The following is an 18970-nucleotide window of genomic DNA, read 5'->3' on the forward strand; positions in this document are numbered from 1 at the left end:
CGACACATAACGGTGCCAACCAGATCATTTGCGACGCCGGGTCTCGGCATGTGGCCCCCGGCACCCTTGTGCGTCACCGTCTTGACAGGTGACTTTTTTCTGTGCGAAAGTCATCACCACTTCAATAGGTGATCAGATCGGTCATCGCGTCCCCGGAACCGAGGAGAGGCCGCGTGAGCCAGGCTGTGGAATACGACTACGTCGTGGTGGGCGCGGGAACGGCCGGCAGTGTGCTGGCTTCGCGCCTGTCCGAGGACGGCGGCGCCCGCGTCCTCCTGCTGGAGGCGGGCGGCCCCGACGTCCCGGAGGCGATGCCGGTTCCCCCCGCGTGGCCGCGGTTGCTGGGCACGTCGTCCGACTGGGGCGACCGCACGACCGAGCAGGCCTCCACCGGCACGTCCGTGGCGCTCGCCCGGGGCAGGGGGCTCGGCGGGTCGTCGGCGATCAACGCCATGGTCTTCACCCGCGGGCACCGCAGCGCCTATGACGCCTGGGCCGCCGGCGGCGCGAAGGGGTGGGGCTTCGACGCCCTCCTGCCGTACCTCATGCGCAGCGAGCGCGCGGAGGGCCGCGACCCCCGCACGCGCGGACAGCACGGGCCGCTGGCCGTGGCCCCCGCACGCGAGCCGAACCCGGTGCTGGAGGCTTGTCTGGAAGCGGCCGTGGAAGCGGGCCACCGCAGGGCGGCCGACATCAGCTCCGGGCTGGAGGAGGGATTCGGCTGGCCGGACCTGAACATCGTCGACGGCCGGCGTCAGAGCGCCGCCGACGCCTACCTCACCCCCGCGTCGGGACGGGCCGGCCTGCGCGTGGTGACCGGTGCGCTCGTCCACCGCGTCCTGCTGGACGGCGGCCGCTGCACCGGGGTGGCGTACACGGCCGGAGGAGAGGCCGGAGGGGAGGAGGTCACCGCCCGCGCCACCCGCGAGGTGATCCTCACGGCCGGCGCCATCGGCACCCCGCACCTGCTCATGCTCTCGGGCATCGGCCCCGGCCGGCACCTGCGGGAGTCGGGTGTCGAGGTCGTCCACGACCTGCCCGGCGTCGGGAGCGGCCTGCAGGACCATGTGATGGCCGGTCTGGTCTACTCCGCCGCCCGCCCGGTCCCCGCCGCGCGGAACAACCACGGGGAGGCCCTGGGCCTGCTGCGCAGCACGCCCTCCGCCGACGCCCCCGACCTGCAGATCATCTTCGTCGACGTCCCGAGCCATGCGCCCGCCCTCGCGGGGCCGCGTGAGGGCTACACGATCCGCGTCTCGCTGATGCGCCCGCACAGCCGCGGCACGGTGCGGCTCGCCTCATCCTCGCCGGGGACCGCCCCGCTGATCGACCCGGACTACTACGCCGACCCCCGTGACCTGCGGGCCATGGTCGCCGGCATCCGCGCGGCACGCGAGATCGGCCGGGCCAGGGCGCTCGACGGCTGGCGCGGCGAGGAGGTGCTGCCCGGCGTGGACGTCGACGACGACGCGGCGGTCGCCGCCTACCTCCGCAAGGGCCTGGCATCCTACTTCCACCCGGTCGGCACGTGCAGGCTCGGCACCGACGAGGGCGCCGTGGTGGACGAGGAGCTCAGGGTCCGCGGCATCGACGGGCTGCGCGTCGCCGACGCCTCGGTGATGCCGTCGATCGTCTCGGGGAACACCAACGCGACGGTCTACGCCATCGCCGAGCGGGCCGCCGAGTTCGTCTCCCGGAAGGGGGCGTGACGACCGTGGCCGACCAGGAGAACCAGCCGGAGCGCGGGGCCCCCGTGGCGCGCCGCACCATGCTCGGCATGCTCGGCGCCGGGGTCGCCGGCGTCGCCGCCGCACCCTGGCTGCAGCGCGGCTGGGAGAACTTCCTCGGCGCGGCCTCCCAGGCCGACCCCACCGGGCTCACCGGGGTGCTCCCCAACCCGGGCGGCTTCCGCTACTACAGCGTCGTCGGCTCGGTGCCCCGCAAGGACGAGCGGACCTACCGGCTGAAGGTCAACGGTCTCGTCGACCGTCCGCGGACGTACACCCTCGACGACCTCCGCGCGCTCCCGCAGCAGCGGATCGTGCGCGACGTGCAGTGCACCGACGGCTGGCGGGTGGCGGACACCCCCTTCGAGGGCGTACCGCTGTCGGACCTGCTGGACGCGGCAGGGGTACGCCCCGAGGGCAAGGCGATCCACTTCACGTGCTTCGACGGCGTCTACACCGAGAGCCTGACCCTCACCCAGGCGCGCCGCCCCGACATGCTGGTCGCCCTGAAGATGCAGGACAAGCCCGTCAGCCACGAGCACGGCGGCCCCGTCCGGCTCTACGCGGCGCCGATGTACTTCTACAAGTCGGCCAAGTGGCTGTCCGGAATCACCGTGACCGACGAGGTCATCCCCGGCTACTGGGAGGAGTACGGCTATGACGTCGACGGCTGGCTCGACGGCGCCGGCCGGCGTGGCGACGCGCAGGCCGCCTGAACGCTCCGGGCGCGTACTGCGGTTCACCAGGGCCGAGCGCTGGGTGCACCGCGGCACCGGTCTGCTGATGCTGGTGTGCCTGGTGACCGCGGCCTGCCTCTACCTGGGGCCGCTGGCCCAGCTCGTCGGCCGCCGCCACCTGCTCGCGACGGTCCACGAATGGTCGGGGATCGGGCTGCCGCTGCCCTTCCTGCTCGGACTCGCCTCCCCCGCCTTCCGTGCGGACCTGCGCAGGCTGAACCGCTTCGCCCCGTACGACAAGCGCTGGCTGCGGGCCGCGCGCCGGCGGCTGACCTCGCCGGACATGCGTCCCGCCGGCAAGTTCAACGCCGGTCAGAAGCTCTACGCGGGCTGGCTCGCCGGGGTCGTGCTGGTCATGACGGCCACCGGGCTGCTGATGTGGTTCACGGGCCTGCTGCCGGCGGTCTCCCGCACCAGCGCGATCTTCGTGCACGACCTCCTGGCCTGGGCCATCGCCCTGGTGCTGATCGGGCACATCCGCAAGGCGTTCCAGGACCCCGAGGCGCGGCTCGGGATGCGCACCGGGTACGTCTCCCTGGGCTGGGCGCGGCGATGGCACGCCCACTGGCTCGACGAGGACCGGCCGGCGGCCAAGGACACACCGGAGCGCTGAACGTCGCCCCGCCGCACCTGCGCCAGCGCCCGGGTGGCCGGGCCCCGCAGAACGGGGCCCGGCCACCCGGGCGTACCGACGGGCACCCGCTCCGCGCGGCGGCGTGCTACGCGGACACGGCCGTCCGCGGCGTGGCTGCCTTCTTGCGCGCGCGGTACGCCGCCGCCTTCACGCGGTTGCCACAGGGGTCCATGGCGCACCACTCGCGACGGCTGCCGTGCGAGCGGTCGAGGTAGATCTGCGTGCACTCCGGCCTGCTGCACTCCTTGACCAGCTCCGCGTCCGGGCCGCTGAGGAGCCGCACGGCCTCCCGGGCCAGCGAGGACAGGGCCTGCTGCGGTGTCGCCTCGACCCTGCGCCCGTCCCTGGTGAGCTGCGGGACGGCGGACGGCCTGCGTGCCGCCGCGTTGAGGAGCGCGAGCGCGTCGGTGTCGTAGTCCTCCTTGTTCAGCGCGGACCTGACGAGCGAGAAGACCGCCTCCCGCAGGGAGACCGCCTCCGCCACGTCGGACGGCTGCGAGAGGACGTCCCCGTCGACGAGCCCCGACTCGCGGAACCAGGCGTCGAGGCTCTCGGGCGTGGTGAGCATCTCCTGGGGGTCCGGGTTGCGACGGCGCCTCAGGGTTCCCACGAAGTCCAGCACGGGCATGCCGCACTTGAACACATGCATCATGTCACCATTTTGACAGGTGACGAACAAGAGGGCAAGACACCGTCCCGACGGCGGCACATCTTTTCCGCGCCCCGCAGCCCGCCGGCGTGCCGGCCTCGACGGCGAACAGGCAGAGGTCAGACGGAGGCGCCCTGGTCGGTCGCCACCCGGCCCAGCGCGATGGTCAGCGCGGCGAGGTCCTGGTCGGCGAAGGGCTCGACGAGGTGGCGTCGCACGCTGGCGAGGTGCGTCGGCCAGGCCTGCTCCAGGCGCTCGAGCCCGGCGTCCGTCAGCACGGCGTTCCAACCACGGCCGTCCTCGGCGCACTTGACGCGTTCCACCCAGCCGTGCTTCTCGAGCCGGATGACGACGCGGGTCATCCCGCTGAGGGAGAGGCTGCAGGCGGCGGCGAGCTCGCTCATCCGCATCGCGCGCCCCGGGGTCTCGGACAGGTGCCTCAGCGGCGTGTACTCGGAGAGCGGCAGCCCCGCCCCCTCGACCATGTCGGCGTCGACGGCACGCGGGAGCTCCAGGAGCACCCGGCCCAGCGCGCGCACGAAAGCCTCCTCGCTCGCGCTGAGGGGCTGCAACTGCTGCTTCGTGGACGCCATCCCCCCACTTTAGCTTCTTGACGGGTCAATGAGGCCTCAATGATCGGCACTCCGGCGAGAACCGGTGCGAGCACATGCCTTTGACAGTTGTCGACCGGTCGTCTAGCTTCGAATAGGCGACCGGTCAGTTAGTGATTCCGGTTCGCCCATCCCCCCATCGCAAAGCAACGAAAAGAAGCGGAGAGCCTCCTGTGGCCACCCCCGTCAAGCTCGCCATCGTCTACTACTCGTCGACCGGCACCATCACCGAGATCGCCAGGGAACTGCACGACGCCGCCGTCAAGGCCGGCGCCGAGGTGCGCCTGGTGAAGACGGCCGAACTCGCCCCGCAGGCCGCCATCGAGAGCAACCCGGCCTGGGCCGCCCACCACGCGGCGAACACACACGTCCCGCACGCCACACCCGAGGACATCGAGTGGGCCGACGCCGTGATCTTCGGCACCCCCACCCGCTTCGGCAACGTCTCGGCGCAGCTCAAGCAGTTCATCGACACGCTCGGCGGGCTGTGGGCCGAGGGCAAGCTGATCGACAAGGTCTACAGCGCCTTCGTCTCCAGCGCCACCGCGCACGCGGGCCAGGAGGCCACGCTGCTGGCGCTCTACACCTCGATCCACCACTTCGGCGGCATCACCGTCACCCCGGGCTTCACCCAGCCCTCCAAGTTCGTCGACGGCAACCCCTACGGCACCTCCCACGTGGACGGCCAGGGCAACAACCCCGTGGACGAGGTCACCCGCACCGCCGCCCGCGTCCAGGCCGAGCGCGTCGTGCGCGTCGCCGCGCAGCTCAAGGCGGCCTGACACCTCCCGGCACCCCGCCGGCAGCGGCGCCGCGCGGCCTGCCCCCTCACCGGGGAAACCGCGCGGCGCCGCTCCCCCACATCCTCACCGAACCCACGAACAGGGAGATGCGGAAACATGCGCGTCGAGATCTGGACCGACATCGCCTGCCCCTGGTGCTACGCCGGGAAGGCCCGTTTCGAGCGGGCGCTCGCCGGCTTCGAGCACCGTGACGGCGTCGAGGTGGTGCACCGGTCGTTCGAACTCAACCCGGACGCCAGGAACGGCACGACACCGATCATCGACGCCGTGGCCGCGCAGTACGGGCGCACCCGCGAGCAGCAGGTCGCGCGGGAGGAGCACGCCGCTGCCGAGGCGCGCACCGAAGGGCTGGACTTCCGGATCGGCGGCCGCGTCCACGGCAACACCTTCGACGTCCACCGCCTCCTGCACTTCGCCAAGGAGCACGGCGTCCAGCAGGAGCTCCTGGACCTCGCCTTCCGGGTGAACTTCGCGGACGAGCGTTCCGTCTACGACACGGAGACCCTGCTGGACCTGGCGGCCGAGGCGGGACTGGACCGGGCGCAGGCACGCGCCGTCCTGGCCGACCCCGACGCGTACGCGCAGCAGGTGCGGGCCGACGAGCGGATGGCCGCTGAACTCGGCGCCGGCGGCGTGCCGTTCTTCGTGCTGAACCAGAAGTACGGCGTGAGCGGACTGCAGCCCGTCGAGCTGTTCACCCGCGCCCTGGAGCAGGCGTGGGAGGACCATGCGGGGGCCCGGGCCTGACGCCCGGCCCCGGGAGGCTCCCGCAGTACCCCTCTGCGGCGCGTACTCCCATGGTGGGCGCCGTGGGGTGAGGGAGGGGAACGCGCACATGACCAGGGACAACGCCCGGAACGCCGCGCTCGGGAAGTTCCTCCGCTCACGCCGCGCGAAGATCTCCCCCGCTCAGGTCGGCCCGGTCCCCGGGCCGACCGTCCGCCGGGTGCCCGGTCCGCGCGGTACGGAGATCGCCCGGCTCGCGGGGGTCAGCGTCGACTACTGCGTACGTCCGGAAAAGTACGCCCGGAGGGCGGGCACCACGTCAACGTGTCCGGGACCGTCCTCGTGGCCATCGCCCGCGCCCTGCGCCTGACGACGAACGGGACCATCCGTTCGCCGTGGCCAGGCCGGCCCCGCACGGCGCCCCGTCCGCTGCCGCCGCAACGGGTGCGTCCGGCCTGGCCTTGCTCCGCCTCTGGAGACGATCACCGAGCGCGCCGCGCTGGTGACAGGGCGCCGCGCGGACCCCCTGGCCGCCAACCGGCTCGCCCACACGCTCCAGCCCGACTTCGACGCCCCCCAGCGGCAGCCGAACACGGCCCGCATCCTCGGCGTCTGCACCGCGGAGCCCGCGACCACCTCCGACCGGGCCCTGCGCCGGCTCGCCCAGTGGGCCGAACAGAGCGGCCCGACCGGCCCAGTCATCTGACTTTCACACTTAAAGTCAGCTGTTAGCCTGGCCCCGCAGGCCGATCCGCGCCTGCGCCGAGGGCTGCCGCACACCGCCCGGGGCCGCCGAGGACCGCGCGGCCGTCCGGGGAGGGCGCGCCCGCAGGATGGAGGCACGATGCACATCAAGGGGTCGGTCGCCCTGGTGACGGGCGCGAGTCGCGGCATCGGCCGCGCCTTCGCCCGCGCGCTCCTCACGCACGGCGCGTCCAAGGTCTACGCGGGCGTCCGCGATCCGGAGAGCCTCGTCGACCAGAGCCTGGTGGACGACACCCTCGTCCCCCTGCGCCTGGACGTCACCAAGTCCGACGAAATCGCCGCGGCGGCCGCCGCGGCCGGCGACGTCAGCATCGTCGTCAACAACGCGGGCACGGGCGGCGCCGGCACCCGTCTGCTGGAGGGTTCCTTCGACGGCGCCCGCCAGGCGATGGAGGTCAACTACTTCGGCACCTGGGCCGTTTCCCGGGCCTTCGCCCCGATCCTGGCCGCGAACGGGGGCGGGGCGCTGGTCAACATGCTCTCGCTGGCGTCCTGGGTCGGCCAGCCGCTGATCCCCGGGTACGCGGCCTCCAAGGCGGCCGCGTGGTCGCTGACCGACACCCTGCGGCAGGCCCTGCACCCCCAGGGCACGCTGGTGGTGGGCGTCCACGCGAGCTTCGTGGACACCGAACTCAGCGCGTGGACCGACGCCCCGAAGATCAGCGCCGGGACGGTGGCCGAACTGACCATGGACGCGCTGCTCCACGACCGGCCGGAAGTCCTCGCCGACGAGGAGACCCGGCGCGCCAAGTCGGCACTCTCCGGGCCCCCGAGCGCCACCCCGGGCGCATGACGCGGCGGCGGCCCCGGACGTCTCCGTCCGGGGCCGCCGCCGTGAACTCGGGCCCTGTGCGACCAGCCGGTCAGCGGCCGGCGGTCTGGCCGCCGTCGACGGGCAGGGTCACACCCGTCACGAACGGCGCGTTCTCCAGGTAGAGCACCGCCTCGACGATGTCGTCGATCTCGCCCATGCGCCCCACCGGGTGCAGGCCCGCCAGCATCTCGTGGGTCTCCACCGGGTGCATCGGGGTCTTGATCGTGCCCAGCGCCACCGCGTTCGCCCGGATGCCCTGGGTCGCGTACTCGGTCGCCAGCGCCCGGGTCGCCGACTGCAGGCCGCCCTTGGTCAGGGACGCCAGCACCGACGTCACCTTCGCGTCCGCCTGGTCCCCGAGGCTGCTGGAGATCTGGACGACGTGTCCCCCGCCCTGCTGGAGCATCCGCTCCACCGCCAGCTGCGTGATCCGGAAGAAGCCGTCGACGTTCACCCCGATCACCGCCCGGTACTCCTCTTCCGTGTACTCCGTGAACGGCTTCGCCACGAAGATCCCCGCGTTGTTGACCAGCGTGTCCACCCGGCCGAACCGCTCCACCGCCGTCGCGATCACCCGCTCCGCCGTGCCCCGGTCCGCGATGTCCCCGCGCACCGCCACCACCCCCGGGTCCGCCGACTCGCCGATGTTCCGCGACGTGGCCACCACCGCGTACCCCAGCTTCCGGTACGCCTCGACCAGACCGGCACCGATGCCCTGCGACGCACCGGTGACGACCGCGACCTTCTGACCCTCAATGCTCATGGTGTTACTTCTTCCAGGGGTGTCATGGGGAAACCGGCACTAGACGACCGGTCACATATAAAGTAGACGACCGGTCGAGAACTGTCAAAGACCCGGAACCCGGACGGGGGCGACGCCACCGGAGGCGGCTTCCCGAGCGGCGGGCAGGTCCAAGCGGTGCGGGAACCCGATGCGCAGCACGAACGCCGCCGCAGCGGCGGCCAGGACGACCAGAGCCGCCAGGACCAGTGCCTGCTGGTAGCCGTGGCGCAGCAGCGGCGCGACGGCCAGGGGGCCGAGGATCTGACCCACCGAGTAGCCGGCGGTCAGCAGGGCGACCGCGCGTGGGAACCGCAGGTGCGTCCCGGCCGCGAGGGCGACCGTGCTCACGCCGATGAAGGTGGCGCCGAAGAGGAACGCCGAGACGAGCGCGGCGGCGGACCCCCGGACCAGGGCCGGCAGGGCGATGCCGGCGGCCTGCACGACCAGCGCGGCGAGCAGCACGTCCGGGCGGGACCAGCGCCGCCCCAGCCACGCCCACAGCGCGGCGGAAGGGACGGCCGCCACCCCTGCCAGCACCCAGGCAGCGGTGCCGAGCCGTCCGGGTGATCCCTGGTCGATCGCGGCGACCAGGAAGGTGCCGGCGATGATGTAGCCGACGCCTTCCAGCGTGTACGACGCGAACAGGGCACCGAACCAGCGGTGCGTGCGCGGCGCCGCCGTCCGCCCCGGCGCTCCGGGCACCGCATCGACCGACGCGGCCGCCGCGTCCGGCCCGGGTTCCGTCCGCAGGGTCCACGCCGGCACGGCGAGCAGCGCGGCGAGTGCGGCGGAGGCCCACCACGCGGCCCGCCAGTCGGCGAAGCCGCGCAGGACGAGGACGAGCAGGCCGGACAGCGCGATCCCGGCGCCGACCCCGCCGAAGCCCCAGCCGGGCAGGTGGGCGGGGTGCGCGCGCAGCCGCCCGAGGAGCGCGCTGACGGCGATGACGAAGACCGTCGCGCTCACCGTGCCCGCGACCAGCCGGAGCACCAGCCATACGGCGGTCGCGTGCGTGAGCGGCATGGCGGCGAGGCTCACGACGAGCAGCGCCAGCGAACCGCGCAGGACGGCGGCGGAGCGCGTCAGCCGGGGGAGGACGGTCCCGGCGAGCGCCCCGGCGAGGTAGCCGACGTAGTTGGCCGTGGCCAGGTGCGCACCGGCCCCGGCCGTCAGGCCCGCCTGAGCGTGCATCAGGGGGAGGATCGGGGTGTAGACGAAACGGCCGACCCCCATGGCCGCCGCCAGCGCCGCCCCGGCCCGGGCCACATGGGCCCAGGGTGACCCGGGGGCGCCGCCGCGTGCGGCGGCCGGGCGCTGGGTTGATTGGATCATGACACATTCCTCGACGGGTGGGTTCCGGAACGGGACCGGACGGACCACGGCTCCCCGTCGCGACCGTGTCCGGGCGGCGGGAAGCCGTGTGGTGCCGCGTGCGGCGGGCGTGCGCCGTCAGGCGTCGCCGTTCGCCTTCCCCGGGTCATTGGGGTGGGACTGCACGGCGGTGACGACCGCGGCCATCCACGGCCACAGCGGCAGCGCGCCGAGGACCTTCTCGTACAGTTCGGCCTCGTCGGCGGCGCGCCACAGGCCGATGCTGCGCAGTTCGCCCACGGGGCGCCACAACCGGACGAGGTGGCCGGCGGCGGCCAGTTCCCCGGCGCGGACGGCCTCGGCCGCGCGACGCCGGTCCACCTCGGCGGGGTCGGTGCCCTCGGGGACGGTGGTGGTGAGTTCGACCAGGAACTCCTTCACGGTGTTGCCTCTCTTCGAAACTGCCGGAACCTTCGACGGGCGGGCACGCGGCCGGACCGGTGTACGGACCGCCGGTCCTGCGCCCTTCCACCCTGCGCCCACGGGCCGGGGCGGCGCCACGACCGGCGTCCTCCCTGCTGGGAGGCGGAACCTCGCAACGCGCTCCGCCCGGCGGACGGGTGGCCTTCGGCCTCAGTGGTCGGTGACGATCCGCGAGACGTGGTAGGCGCGGATCAGCCAGTCCTCACCCTCGCGCTGCAGGACCAGCGAGAGGTGCACGGCGGCCTCCCAGCCCTCCGCGCCCCGGAAGACGACGTCGGCGAAACCGCCGGCCACCTCGTCGCCGATGCGGTAGCCCTGCACCTTCCCCACGTCCGCCCAGCGGTCCTTGGTCACGGCCTCGTAGTAGGCGCGCACCTCGTCCCGGCCGGCCGTGGTGTCGGGCCCGAACCCCTGGAACAGGGCGTCCGCGGTGAACAACCCGGCCATCTCGTCCGGCCGGTGGCCGTCGAAGGCGGCCTTCCAGCGGGACAGCGTCTCGCGCATCGGGTCGTTCGCGGCGTCCTTCGGGTCAGCGCTCATGTCGGTTCTCCTCTGTGCTCAACGGTAGGAAGAACGGCGCCCGTCCGCGTGCGGAGGGCGGCCGGGTCAGGGACGACCGATGATAGTCGACCGGTCTAATAAAAGTAGTTGGGCGGTCGTATACTGGCAAACACGGGCCGCACCACGACGCCGGCGGGAAGTCCCCGGCCGACCCGCCCGTCCCGTGCCACCTCGCGAACGACCGTCGCCGCCCCGCAGGAGGAACACTCACATCATGGTCTCGCCACTGGCCGCACTCGGGGTCGACGCCCCGGTCCTCGCCGCGCCGATGGCCGGCGGTCCCTCCACCCCCGCACTGGTCACCGCGGCCGCCCGGGCCGGCGGCCTGGGCTTCCTGCCCGGCGGATACCGCACCGCCGCGGCGCTCGCCGAGCAGATCGCGGCGGTCCGGCACGAACAGGTGCCCTTCGGCGTCAACCTCTTCGCACCCAATCCCGTCCCGGTGGACCCCGACGCCTTCCGGCGCTACGCCCGCGCCATCGCGCCCGACGCCGGAACGCACGGCATCGACGCGCCCGCGGCGGAGATCGTCGAGGACGACGACCACTGGGCGGACAAGATCGACCTGCTGCTCTCCGACCCGGTCGCGGTGGTCAGCTTCACCTTCGGCATCCCGCAGGCCCCGGTCGTCTCCGCGCTGCGCGCCGCCGGAAGCCTGGTCGTCTTGACCGTCACCTCGGCCGCGGAGGCCCGGGCGGCCGCGGAGGCGGGCGCGGACGCACTGGCCGTGCAGGCGTCCGCCGCGGGCGGGCACTCCGGCACGCTCACCCCGCAGCACGTACCGGCGGCCGTCCCCCTCGAGGAACTGCTCGGCGAGGTGCGCGCGGCGGTGCCCCTGCCGCTCGTCGCCGCCGGAGGCCTGGCGACCCCGGCCGCCGTGGCCGGTGCGCTGCGGGCCGGAGCGGACGCGGTCATGGTCGGCACCGTCCTGCTGCGCGCGGAGGAGGCCGGCACCTCCGCGCCGCACCGGGCGGCGCTGGCCGACCCGGCACGCACCGGGACGGTGGTGACCCGGGCGTTCACGGGCCGTCCGGCGAGGGCACTGCGCAACGGCTTCACCGACCGCCACACCGGGCACGCGCCGGCCGGCTACCCGGCCCTGCACCACCTGACCAGCCCGATGCGCAAGGCGGCCGCCGCCGCGGGCGACCCCGAGCGGATCAACCTGTGGGCGGGCACGGGCTACCGCCACGCCACCGAGGAGCCCGCGGAGCGGATCCTGCGGCGGCTGGCGTCCGGAATCTGACCCCGGGCGCGCACGGGCGGGCCGCACACGGCGGCCCGCCCGGTCCCGGTCCCGCCGCTCAGGTCAGTGCGACGCCGAGCAGGACCTCCAGCTGCGCGATCGTCTCCTTGGGGTCCTTGGCGTGGACGCCCGCGAGCCCCAGCTGGGCCGCGGGCGCCAGGTACTGCTCGGTGTCGTCGACGAACACGCAGGCCTCGGCGGGCAGACCGAGCTCCTCCAGCGCCAGTTCGAAGATGGCGGGCTCGGGCTTGCGCATCCCGTGGTGCTCGGAGATGACCACCGCGTCGTACGAACCCTCCAGGTCGTAGCCGTCGTAGAGGTCCCACGGCGCGAAGCCCACGGAGTTGGACAGGATCCCCACGCGCACCCCGGCGCGCCGGGCGGCGGCCGCGGCGCCGATCAGGGCCGTCTCGGGGCGGAGGTCGGCGAAGATCCGGCCCATGAGGTTGTCGGGCGCCACGCCGAGGCTGCGGGCCGCCGCGATGTTCCATTCCACCTGGGTGATCGCGCCGCGTTCGAGGTCGTGGGTGCGCCGGGTCCCCTCCTCGTCGAGGTAGAGCGCGGTGATGCACGCCCCTTCGGCCAGTCCCTCGCGCCGTTCGAAGGCGAGCACGGCGGGCAGCAGCGGCGTGGTGAGGACACCGCCGAAGTCGAGGATCAGGCCGGTGCGGTGGGACATGACGGAACTCCTGCGGTAGCGACGAGGACGCCTGCCGCCGCGATGCGGACGCGGCAGCCGCGCGATGGCCGTCCGCCGGCGACGCTGCCGCACGGTGCCCGAGGGGGCCGGCCGGGAGCGGCGGCCACGCGGGCGGCACGCGCGGGGCGACGACCGGACGTCATCCTGCCATCCCCCTCCGCGGCCCGCCCGGCCACCCCTCCCCCGGACCTGAGCCGGCCCCTGGGCGACACCCGCGATGCGTCACCACCTTGACCGGTGACGCATGTGCGTGCGAGGGTTGCCGCCGGGAGAACCCCGGGAACAGGAAAGAAGGTTGGGAATGATCGACAGGCGGAGCTTCGGCAAGGTTTTCGGTGCGGGGGCGGCCGCGGCGTCGCTCGCGGGGCTGTCGGGCCTCGCGTCACAGCCCGCCTCGGCGGCGACGCCGCACGGGCCGCGGCCGGGCACCGGGGGACCCGCGTCCGCCCGGGGGACGTACACCTCCCTCGGCGCCCTCAAGCAGGTCGACGCCGGCGTCCTGAACATCGGTTACGCCGAGTCCGGCCCCGCCGACGGCCCCGTGGTGATGCTCCTGCACGGCTGGCCGTACGACATCCACAGCTACGTCGACGTCGCACCCCTGCTGGCGGCGGAGGGCTACCGCGTCATCGTCCCGCACCTGCGCGGCCACGGCACGACGCGCTTCCTCTCCCCCAGGGCCTTCCGCAACGCCCAGCAGTCGGTGGTCGCGCTGGACGTCATCGCCCTGATGAACGCCCTGCGGATCGAGAAGGCGGTCCTCGCCGGCTACGACTGGGGCTCGCGGACCGCCGACATCATCGCCGCGGTCTGGCCGGAGCGCTGCAAGGCCCTGGTCTCCGTCACCGGTTACCTGATCACCAACCGCGAGGCGAACAAGCAGCCGCTGCCGCCCAAGGCGGAGTGGGCGTGGTGGTACCAGTACTACTTCTCGACCGAGCGCGGCCGGCTCGGCCTGGAGGAGAACCGGCACGACCTCGCCCGGCTGGTCTGGCAGTTCAACTCCCCCACGTGGGAGTTCGACGACGCCACGTTCCGCCGCACCGCGGCGTCCTTCGAGAACCCGGACTACGTGGCCATCGTGCTCCACAACTACCGCTGGCGGCTCGGCCTCGAGAAGGGCGACCCGCGCTACGACCGCCTGGAGCGGCGCCTCGCCGCGGGCCCGATGATCGGGGTGCCCACCATCACCCTCGACGGCGAGGCCGACCCGTTCACGCCCGCCGGGGAGGGGGCCGCCTACCGCGCCAAGTTCTCGGGGAGGTACGCCCACCGCACGCTGAAGGGCATCGGCCACAACGTCCCCCAGGAAGCGCCGGAGGCCTTCGCCGCGGCCGTCGTCGACGTCGACGCCTTCTGAAGACCCGCGCCCACCGGCACGGGGTGGGCGGCGACGTGACCGCCCGTCACGGAGACCGGTTCGGGGCGGATCAGGAGCACGGCACCCTCGGGGCCGGGCGACCCGGTCCGCCCCTTTCCGTTCCCTCATCGGCCAGGACACCGCCGGCTGCGTCCGGTTCGCGGGCGAGGCCGTACGCGGGCGCGGTGCGCAGGCACGGCGTTCGCCGTGGCCGGGCAGGAACCCCCGGGAACGCAGGCCGCCGCCCCCGGCCGCGGGGCGGACGAGGGCGGTGGGGCCGACCGGCAGCCGTGCGATCAGCCGAAGGTGAAGGAGTAGGCGCTGAGTCCGGGCGAGAGCTTCAGCGTCAGGACGCCCTGCCGGGACGAACTCCCGGTCACCACACGGTGGATGCCGGGGGCGCCGGAGACGGTGAAGGTGCTGGTCCTCCCGTCCAGGGTCGCGGTGACGGTTCCCGTGCCGCCGACGTCGAGGTAGACGTCGCGGGCGAAGAAGTCCAGGGTGATCCCGGCGTTCCGCCCGCTGGTGATCGCCTCCTCGCCGGCGTCCCAGGCCCCGGTCAGGGCGGCCTGTCCCGGCAGGAGCGTCTCCGGGCGGCCGAACTCACCGGTCCCCGTGGTCACGGGTCCGTTCACCACCGCCGCGCTGCGGCCCGCCCCCAGGGGGATCTCCGGGGTCTGCCTCCCGTCGGTCGGGGTGTCGTCGGGTACGTCGGTGGGGGGCGGCAGCGCGGTGCCGGGGCGCGCGTCGGTGAGCAGCCGCCGGATCAGCGACTCGGTGCCGGCGTAGCCGCCCTCGCCCACGGCGACGTGCCGGACCTTGCCGTGGGCGTCGATCAGGTACTGGGTGGGCCAGGCCTGGTTGACGAAGTTGTCCCAGGTCGCATAGGAGTTGTCCAGTGCCACCGGGTAGTCGACGCCGAGCCGCCGGGCGCCCGCCGCGACGTTGCCGGGGACGCGCTCGAAGGCGTACTCGGGGGTGTGCACGCCGATCACCACGAGGCCGTCGGACCGGTAGTTCCCGTACCAGGCGTCGACGTGCTCGATGGCGCGCTGGCAGTTGATGCAGGAGTAGGCCCAGAAGTCGACGAGGACGACCTTCCCGGCCAGTGACTCCTTCGTCAGCGGGGCGTTCCCCGGGGTGTTGAGCCACTGTTGGATCCCCGAGATCTCCGGCGCCGCGCCGCAGTCCAGGAGGACGGAGGCCGGTTCCTCCGCGCAGGAGCGCAGCTCCCGTGAGCCGGACGGGCCGTGCCCGCCGGGGAGCCCGGGGCCGGCGATCGCGTCGTTGATGCGGGAGGTGTAGTCGGGGACGGCACGCTGCACGACGTCGGTGAGGTTGAAGGTGAGGCCGAAGGCCAGGACAACGAAGGTCAGTCCGGCGGCGAACCGCACCCCCCGCTGCCGTTCGCGGAACGCGCGCACCCGCTCGCCGACCCTGCGGCCTGCGAGCGCGAAGAAGAGCAGCGGCACCGCCGTGCCGACGGCGAAGGCGACGGCGAGCACGACCGTCCCCGCGCCGATCCGGTGCGTGGCGCCGGCGACGGCGATCGCCGCCAGGACGGGCCCGGCGCAGGGCACGTAGACCGTGCCGAGCACGAGTCCCAGGAGGAAACCGCCGCGTCCGCCGCCGACCCTCCGCTGCCCGATGCGCGCGAACGGGCGCTCCAGCAGGTCCTGCACCGCGGGGAACATCATGGCCACGCCGAGCAGGAGCAGCACCCCGAGTCCCACCCACCGCAGGATGTCCGGGGGCACCGGCAGGGCACCGAGCACGAGGGTGCCGAACAGCGTGATGAGGCTGAAGCTGACGACCAGCCCGGCCATCACCGCGTACGGCCGGCTCCTGCGCGCCGGTTCGGCCGCCTGCCCGGACGCCGGGACCCCGCCCGAGAGGAAGACCAGGGGCAGGACGGGGAGCACGCACGGGGAGACGGCGGTGACGAATCCGCCGACCAGTCCGATGAGCAGCAGCGTGAGCAAGACGACCTCCGGACGGGGCCCTCACGGACGGCCCCGGGGGGAACGGCGTCGTGCCGGGGCCCGTGGCCCCGGCACGACGCGGACGGACGGTGCCGCCGCGGGTGGGCGGCGGCGGGTACGGCGTCAGACGACGGTGGCCTCGACGGTCACCGGGATGGCGAGCGCCTTGGAGTAGGGGCAGATCCGGTGGGCGCCCGCACCGAGTTCGTCGGCGGTCTTCTGGTCCACGCCGCCGACCTCGAGGTGCAGCACGGCGCTCAGGCCGTAGTCGCCCTGTTCGTGCCGGTGGTGGAGGGTCACCTCGGCGACGACGGCCACGTCGTGCACACGCACCTTGCGCTGCGCTGCGGTGATCTTCACCGCGCCCAGGAAGCACGAGGCCCATCCCGCGGCGAGCAACTGCTCGGGGTTGGTCGCCCCGCCGTTGCCGCCGAACTCCTCCGGGACGGCGAGGGTCAGGTCCAGGAGCCCGTCGCTGGACGCCGCCCGGCCTCCGTTGCGGCCCTCGCCGGTGGCGGTGACGACGGCCGTGTAGTGCGTCTCGGTCACGATCTTGCCTCTCTCGCATGTCCCGGGCCGATCGACCCAGCAGATCACCCGTCCGGGTGGTGACGACTGTCGCAGACTGTCGCAGAACCATGCATCACCTGTCAAACAGGTGACGCGTCATGCCCCCACGTCGGCCACCCCACAGCCCGTGAGGTGAATCACTTCCTTGACAGGTGATGGAATGGGGGACATCGTCAACGGCAACGACACCCTTCGGCGGAGGAGACGACGCGATGCCGCCCACGCAACAGAAGACCCCCGACGCCGCCGCGGCGGCGCGCAGGGCCCGGTTCGGCAAGCTGCCGGAGCGCGTCCGGCCCGAACAGATGGTCCAGGAGACCCCGGCCACGGCACCCGACCCGGCCCGGGACGTGTACACCGCCGACGACTGGCTCGTCCGCTACTGCCTATGAACCCCGCCGGCTCCGCCGGCCGAGCAACGGAGGTCTCCCCGTGCGCATCCCCAAGCCGCTCCTGGCGGCATCCCTGACGGTGCTCGCGGCAGCCGTGAGCGTCGCCTGCTTCGCCCAGGTCGTCTGACCACCCCGCCCGCCATCGCCACGCCGGCCCGCCCCGACCACCGTCGGGAGCGGGCCGGCGTCGTCGCGCCCGGGGCGCGGCCGGGGCCGGCGGGCGGCGCTTGACGCATCTGAGACGACCGGTCATATTGGTCCTCGGCGCAGGCCTGCCCGTCGCTCCGGCGTGACGGGCGCGGCCTGCGCCGCGGCCCGGCGCCGCCCTCGCGGTGGCGCCCCCACCCGGCCACCCCCACCCCACCGGTCGACCCGTCGAGGAGAACCATGTCCACGTACCGCGCATTCGAGGTCACAGGCGCCCGCAACTTCGAGCTCGTCACCCGCGAGGTCGTCGCCCCGCCCGCCGGGCACGTGCGGCTGAGGGTGGAGACCTGCGGCGTCTGCCACTCCGACGCGCTCGCCGTGGAGGGCCTGCGGGCCGACCCGTCGCAGCCGGTCGTCCCCGGCCACGAGGTCGTCGGCGTCATCGACGCCGTCGGCGAGGGCGTGAGCGCCTGGCGCGTCGGCGACCGGGTGGGCGTCGGCTTCCTGGGCGGGCACTGCGGCGAGTGCACGTCCTGCCGACGCGGGGACTTCGTCAACTGCACCGACCAGCCGCAGACCGGCACCACCACCGACGGCGGTTACGCCGAGGTCCTCGTCACCCGCAGCAGCGGCCTGGTCCGGGTACCGGACGAGCTCTCCCCCACCCTCGCCGCCCCGCTGCTGTGCGCCGGGCTCACGACCTTCAGCGCCCTGCGCCGGCTGGACGTCCGCCCCGGCGCGCTCGTCGCGGTCCAGGGCATCGGCGGCCTCGGCCACCTGGGCCTCCAGTACGCCGCCCGGCTCGGCTACCGCGTCGCGGCCATCGCCCGCGGCCAGGAGAAGGAGAAGCTCGCCCTCGAACTCGGCGCAAGCCACTACATCGACAGCTCGGCGCAGGACCCCGGAGCCCAGCTGCGCAAGCTGGGCGGCGCGGACGCCATCGTCGCCACCGCGGCGAACGGCACGTCGATGACGCCGCTGGTCCCCGGACTCGCCCCGCGCGGGCACATGGTCGTGGTCGGCGTCTCCATGGACCCGGTCTCCGTCGCCACGACCGACCTCGTCCTCGGTTCGCGCACCATCAGCGGGAGCCTGACCGGCTCCGCGATCGAGAACGAGGACAACCTCGAGTTCAGCTCGCGCTCCGGCATCCGCCCGATGGTCGAGACGATGCCCCTGTCGCGGGCACCCGAGGCCTACGAGCGCATGATGTCCGGCAAGGCCCGCTTCCGGGTGGTCCTGGACGCGGCTGCCTGACCCGGCGGGCCATGCCCTGCCGGGTGTATTTTTGACAGATCAGAGACGACTGGCCATATTGCGGTGCGGAGGTGGCACCATGGCCCGGCAGAGCATGCGCGAGGCGATCGTCGACGCGGCGGTCGCACAGTTCCACGCGAAGGGGTACAACGCCGCAGGCGTGAAGGACATCACGGACGCGGCCGGCGTTCCGAAGGGGTCGTTCTACAACCACTTCGACAGCAAGGAGTCGCTGGCCCTCGTCGCGCTCGACCGCTACGGCGCGGGCCGGCGGACGCACGAGCTGGCGGAACCCGGCACCGCGCCGCTGGCGCGGCTGCGCGCGCACTTCGAGTTCCTGCGCGACGAGACCGTGGACGCGGACTTCACCCGGGGCTGCATGATCGGCAACTTCGGCGCCGAGATCGCCGACCACAGCGAGACGATCCGCGCGGGCGTCCGTGCGTCCCTCGGCCAGTGGGCCTCGTCGATCTCCGGCGCGCTCGCCGAGGCACAGCAGGCCGGCGACCTGCGGGCGGACCTCGACACCGAACGGACGGCCCGGTTCATCCTGAACACCTGGGAGGGCACGCTGATCGCCGCGCGTTCCGGCCGCTCGGGCGAGGCCTTCGACGACTTCTTCGAAACGGTCTTCGGAACGCTGCTCGCACCGCCGCCGCCCCCGGCGGCATGACGGCCCGGTGCCCGGACGCCCCACGGCGACCGGGCACC

General features: G+C 73.5%; 20 protein-coding genes and 1 pseudogene. 12 read left to right on the top strand and 9 right to left on the bottom strand.

The features are described 5' to 3' along the window. Positions 1-185 precede the first annotated feature (185 nt). From AC1VWI_RS09590 to AC1VWI_RS09600, 3 genes are read left to right on the top strand one after another with little or no spacing between them, the layout of a single operon-like run. On the top strand, positions 186-1709 hold the full coding sequence (locus AC1VWI_RS09590) for a GMC family oxidoreductase (protein WP_499516756.1): 1524 nt from the start codon (positions 186-188) through the stop codon (positions 1707-1709). A gap of 59 nt (positions 1710-1768) precedes the next feature. Then, positions 1769-2443 carry a molybdopterin-dependent oxidoreductase gene (locus AC1VWI_RS09595; RefSeq protein ID WP_499516757.1) on the top strand — a complete coding sequence of 225 codons (675 nt, stop codon included), beginning with the start codon at positions 1769-1771 and terminating at the stop codon, positions 2441-2443. Next, entirely contained in the window at positions 2385-3077 is a 693-nt protein-coding gene (locus AC1VWI_RS09600; RefSeq protein ID WP_499510540.1) for a cytochrome b/b6 domain-containing protein, read from the top strand. Before AC1VWI_RS09595 ends, AC1VWI_RS09600 begins: the two co-directional genes overlap by 59 nt. Positions 3078-3183: 106 nt before the next feature. Here the strand turns inward: AC1VWI_RS09600 and AC1VWI_RS09605 are convergent, their stop codons facing one another. Next, entirely contained in the window at positions 3184-3747 is a 564-nt protein-coding gene (locus AC1VWI_RS09605) for a CGNR zinc finger domain-containing protein (protein WP_499516758.1), read from the bottom strand. Positions 3748-3866: 119 nt separating this feature from the next. Continuing rightward, a complete protein-coding gene (locus AC1VWI_RS09610) occupies positions 3867-4340 on the bottom strand; it encodes a MarR family winged helix-turn-helix transcriptional regulator (RefSeq protein ID WP_499510541.1) in 474 nt (157 codons plus the stop codon). Positions 4341-4531: 191 nt separating this feature from the next. On the opposite strand from AC1VWI_RS09610, the gene wrbA reads away from it, so the two are divergent. From wrbA to AC1VWI_RS09630, 4 genes and pseudogenes are all read left to right on the top strand, one after another. Then, positions 4532-5140, top strand: a complete 609-nt coding sequence (wrbA, locus tag AC1VWI_RS09615; RefSeq protein WP_499510542.1) for an NAD(P)H:quinone oxidoreductase — start codon at positions 4532-4534, stop codon at positions 5138-5140. 117 nt (positions 5141-5257) lie between these two features. Beyond that, on the top strand, positions 5258-5908 hold the full coding sequence (locus AC1VWI_RS09620; RefSeq protein WP_499510543.1) for a DsbA family oxidoreductase: 651 nt from the start codon (positions 5258-5260) through the stop codon (positions 5906-5908). A gap of 439 nt (positions 5909-6347) precedes the next feature. Then, positions 6348-6593, top strand: a pseudogene (locus tag AC1VWI_RS09625) (hypothetical protein); the annotation flags it as partial. Between the two features lie 138 nt (positions 6594-6731). After that, entirely contained in the window at positions 6732-7445 is a 714-nt protein-coding gene (locus AC1VWI_RS09630; RefSeq protein ID WP_499510544.1) for an SDR family oxidoreductase, read from the top strand. Positions 7446-7515: 70 nt separating this feature from the next. Here AC1VWI_RS09630 and AC1VWI_RS09635 read toward each other — a convergent pair whose 3' ends face one another. From AC1VWI_RS09635 to AC1VWI_RS09650, 4 genes are all read right to left on the bottom strand, one after another. Next, entirely contained in the window at positions 7516-8229 is a 714-nt protein-coding gene (locus tag AC1VWI_RS09635; RefSeq protein ID WP_499510545.1) for an SDR family NAD(P)-dependent oxidoreductase, read from the bottom strand. An 84-nt stretch (positions 8230-8313) separates the two neighbouring features. Then, positions 8314-9582 (bottom strand): YbfB/YjiJ family MFS transporter, encoded by a 1269-nt coding sequence (locus AC1VWI_RS09640; protein ID WP_499510546.1) that lies wholly within the window; start codon positions 9580-9582, stop codon positions 8314-8316. Between the two features lie 117 nt (positions 9583-9699). Next, positions 9700-10002, bottom strand: a complete 303-nt coding sequence (locus AC1VWI_RS09645; protein ID WP_499510547.1) for a muconolactone Delta-isomerase family protein — start codon at positions 10000-10002, stop codon at positions 9700-9702. Positions 10003-10194: 192 nt separating this feature from the next. Next, positions 10195-10584 carry an SgcJ/EcaC family oxidoreductase gene (locus tag AC1VWI_RS09650; protein WP_499510548.1) on the bottom strand — a complete coding sequence of 130 codons (390 nt, stop codon included), beginning with the start codon at positions 10582-10584 and terminating at the stop codon, positions 10195-10197. A 235-nt stretch (positions 10585-10819) separates the two neighbouring features. On the opposite strand from AC1VWI_RS09650, the gene AC1VWI_RS09655 reads away from it, so the two are divergent. Continuing rightward, entirely contained in the window at positions 10820-11851 is a 1032-nt protein-coding gene (locus tag AC1VWI_RS09655) for an NAD(P)H-dependent flavin oxidoreductase (protein WP_499510549.1), read from the top strand. Positions 11852-11909: 58 nt separating this feature from the next. Here AC1VWI_RS09655 and AC1VWI_RS09660 read toward each other — a convergent pair whose 3' ends face one another. Further along, complete coding sequence (locus tag AC1VWI_RS09660; protein WP_499510550.1) at positions 11910-12530, bottom strand: HAD-IA family hydrolase; 621 nt, start codon at positions 12528-12530, stop codon at positions 11910-11912. Positions 12531-12852: 322 nt separating this feature from the next. On the opposite strand from AC1VWI_RS09660, the gene AC1VWI_RS09665 reads away from it, so the two are divergent. Next, positions 12853-13911: an alpha/beta fold hydrolase gene (locus AC1VWI_RS09665; RefSeq protein WP_499510551.1), complete on the top strand. Its 1059-nt coding sequence runs from the start codon at positions 12853-12855 to the stop codon at positions 13909-13911. 296 nt (positions 13912-14207) lie between these two features. Here AC1VWI_RS09665 and AC1VWI_RS09670 read toward each other — a convergent pair whose 3' ends face one another. Together AC1VWI_RS09670 and AC1VWI_RS09675 are read right to left on the bottom strand one after the other, a co-directional pair. Then, positions 14208-15893, bottom strand: a complete 1686-nt coding sequence (locus tag AC1VWI_RS09670) for a cytochrome c biogenesis protein DipZ (RefSeq protein WP_499510552.1) — start codon at positions 15891-15893, stop codon at positions 14208-14210. A gap of 123 nt (positions 15894-16016) precedes the next feature. Then, the gene (locus tag AC1VWI_RS09675) at positions 16017-16442 is read right to left on the bottom strand and encodes an Ohr family peroxiredoxin (protein ID WP_499510553.1); all 426 of its coding nucleotides are present in this window, start codon (positions 16440-16442) and stop codon (positions 16017-16019) included. Between the two features lie 233 nt (positions 16443-16675). Here AC1VWI_RS09675 and AC1VWI_RS09680 point away from each other — a divergent pair, with 233 nt between their 5' ends. The 3 genes from AC1VWI_RS09680 to AC1VWI_RS09690 all read left to right on the top strand — a co-directional run bounded on the left by AC1VWI_RS09680 (position 16676) and on the right by AC1VWI_RS09690 (position 18932). Beyond that, a complete protein-coding gene (locus AC1VWI_RS09680) occupies positions 16676-16855 on the top strand; it encodes a hypothetical protein (protein WP_499510554.1) in 180 nt (59 codons plus the stop codon). 387 nt (positions 16856-17242) lie between these two features. Continuing rightward, a complete protein-coding gene (locus AC1VWI_RS09685) occupies positions 17243-18259 on the top strand; it encodes an alcohol dehydrogenase catalytic domain-containing protein (protein ID WP_499510555.1) in 1017 nt (338 codons plus the stop codon). A gap of 79 nt (positions 18260-18338) precedes the next feature. Beyond that, complete coding sequence (locus AC1VWI_RS09690; protein ID WP_499510556.1) at positions 18339-18932, top strand: TetR/AcrR family transcriptional regulator; 594 nt, start codon at positions 18339-18341, stop codon at positions 18930-18932. The last annotated feature ends 38 nt before the right edge of the window (positions 18933-18970 follow it).

This window comes from Streptomyces sp. TOM-9, from assembly GCF_056858595.1.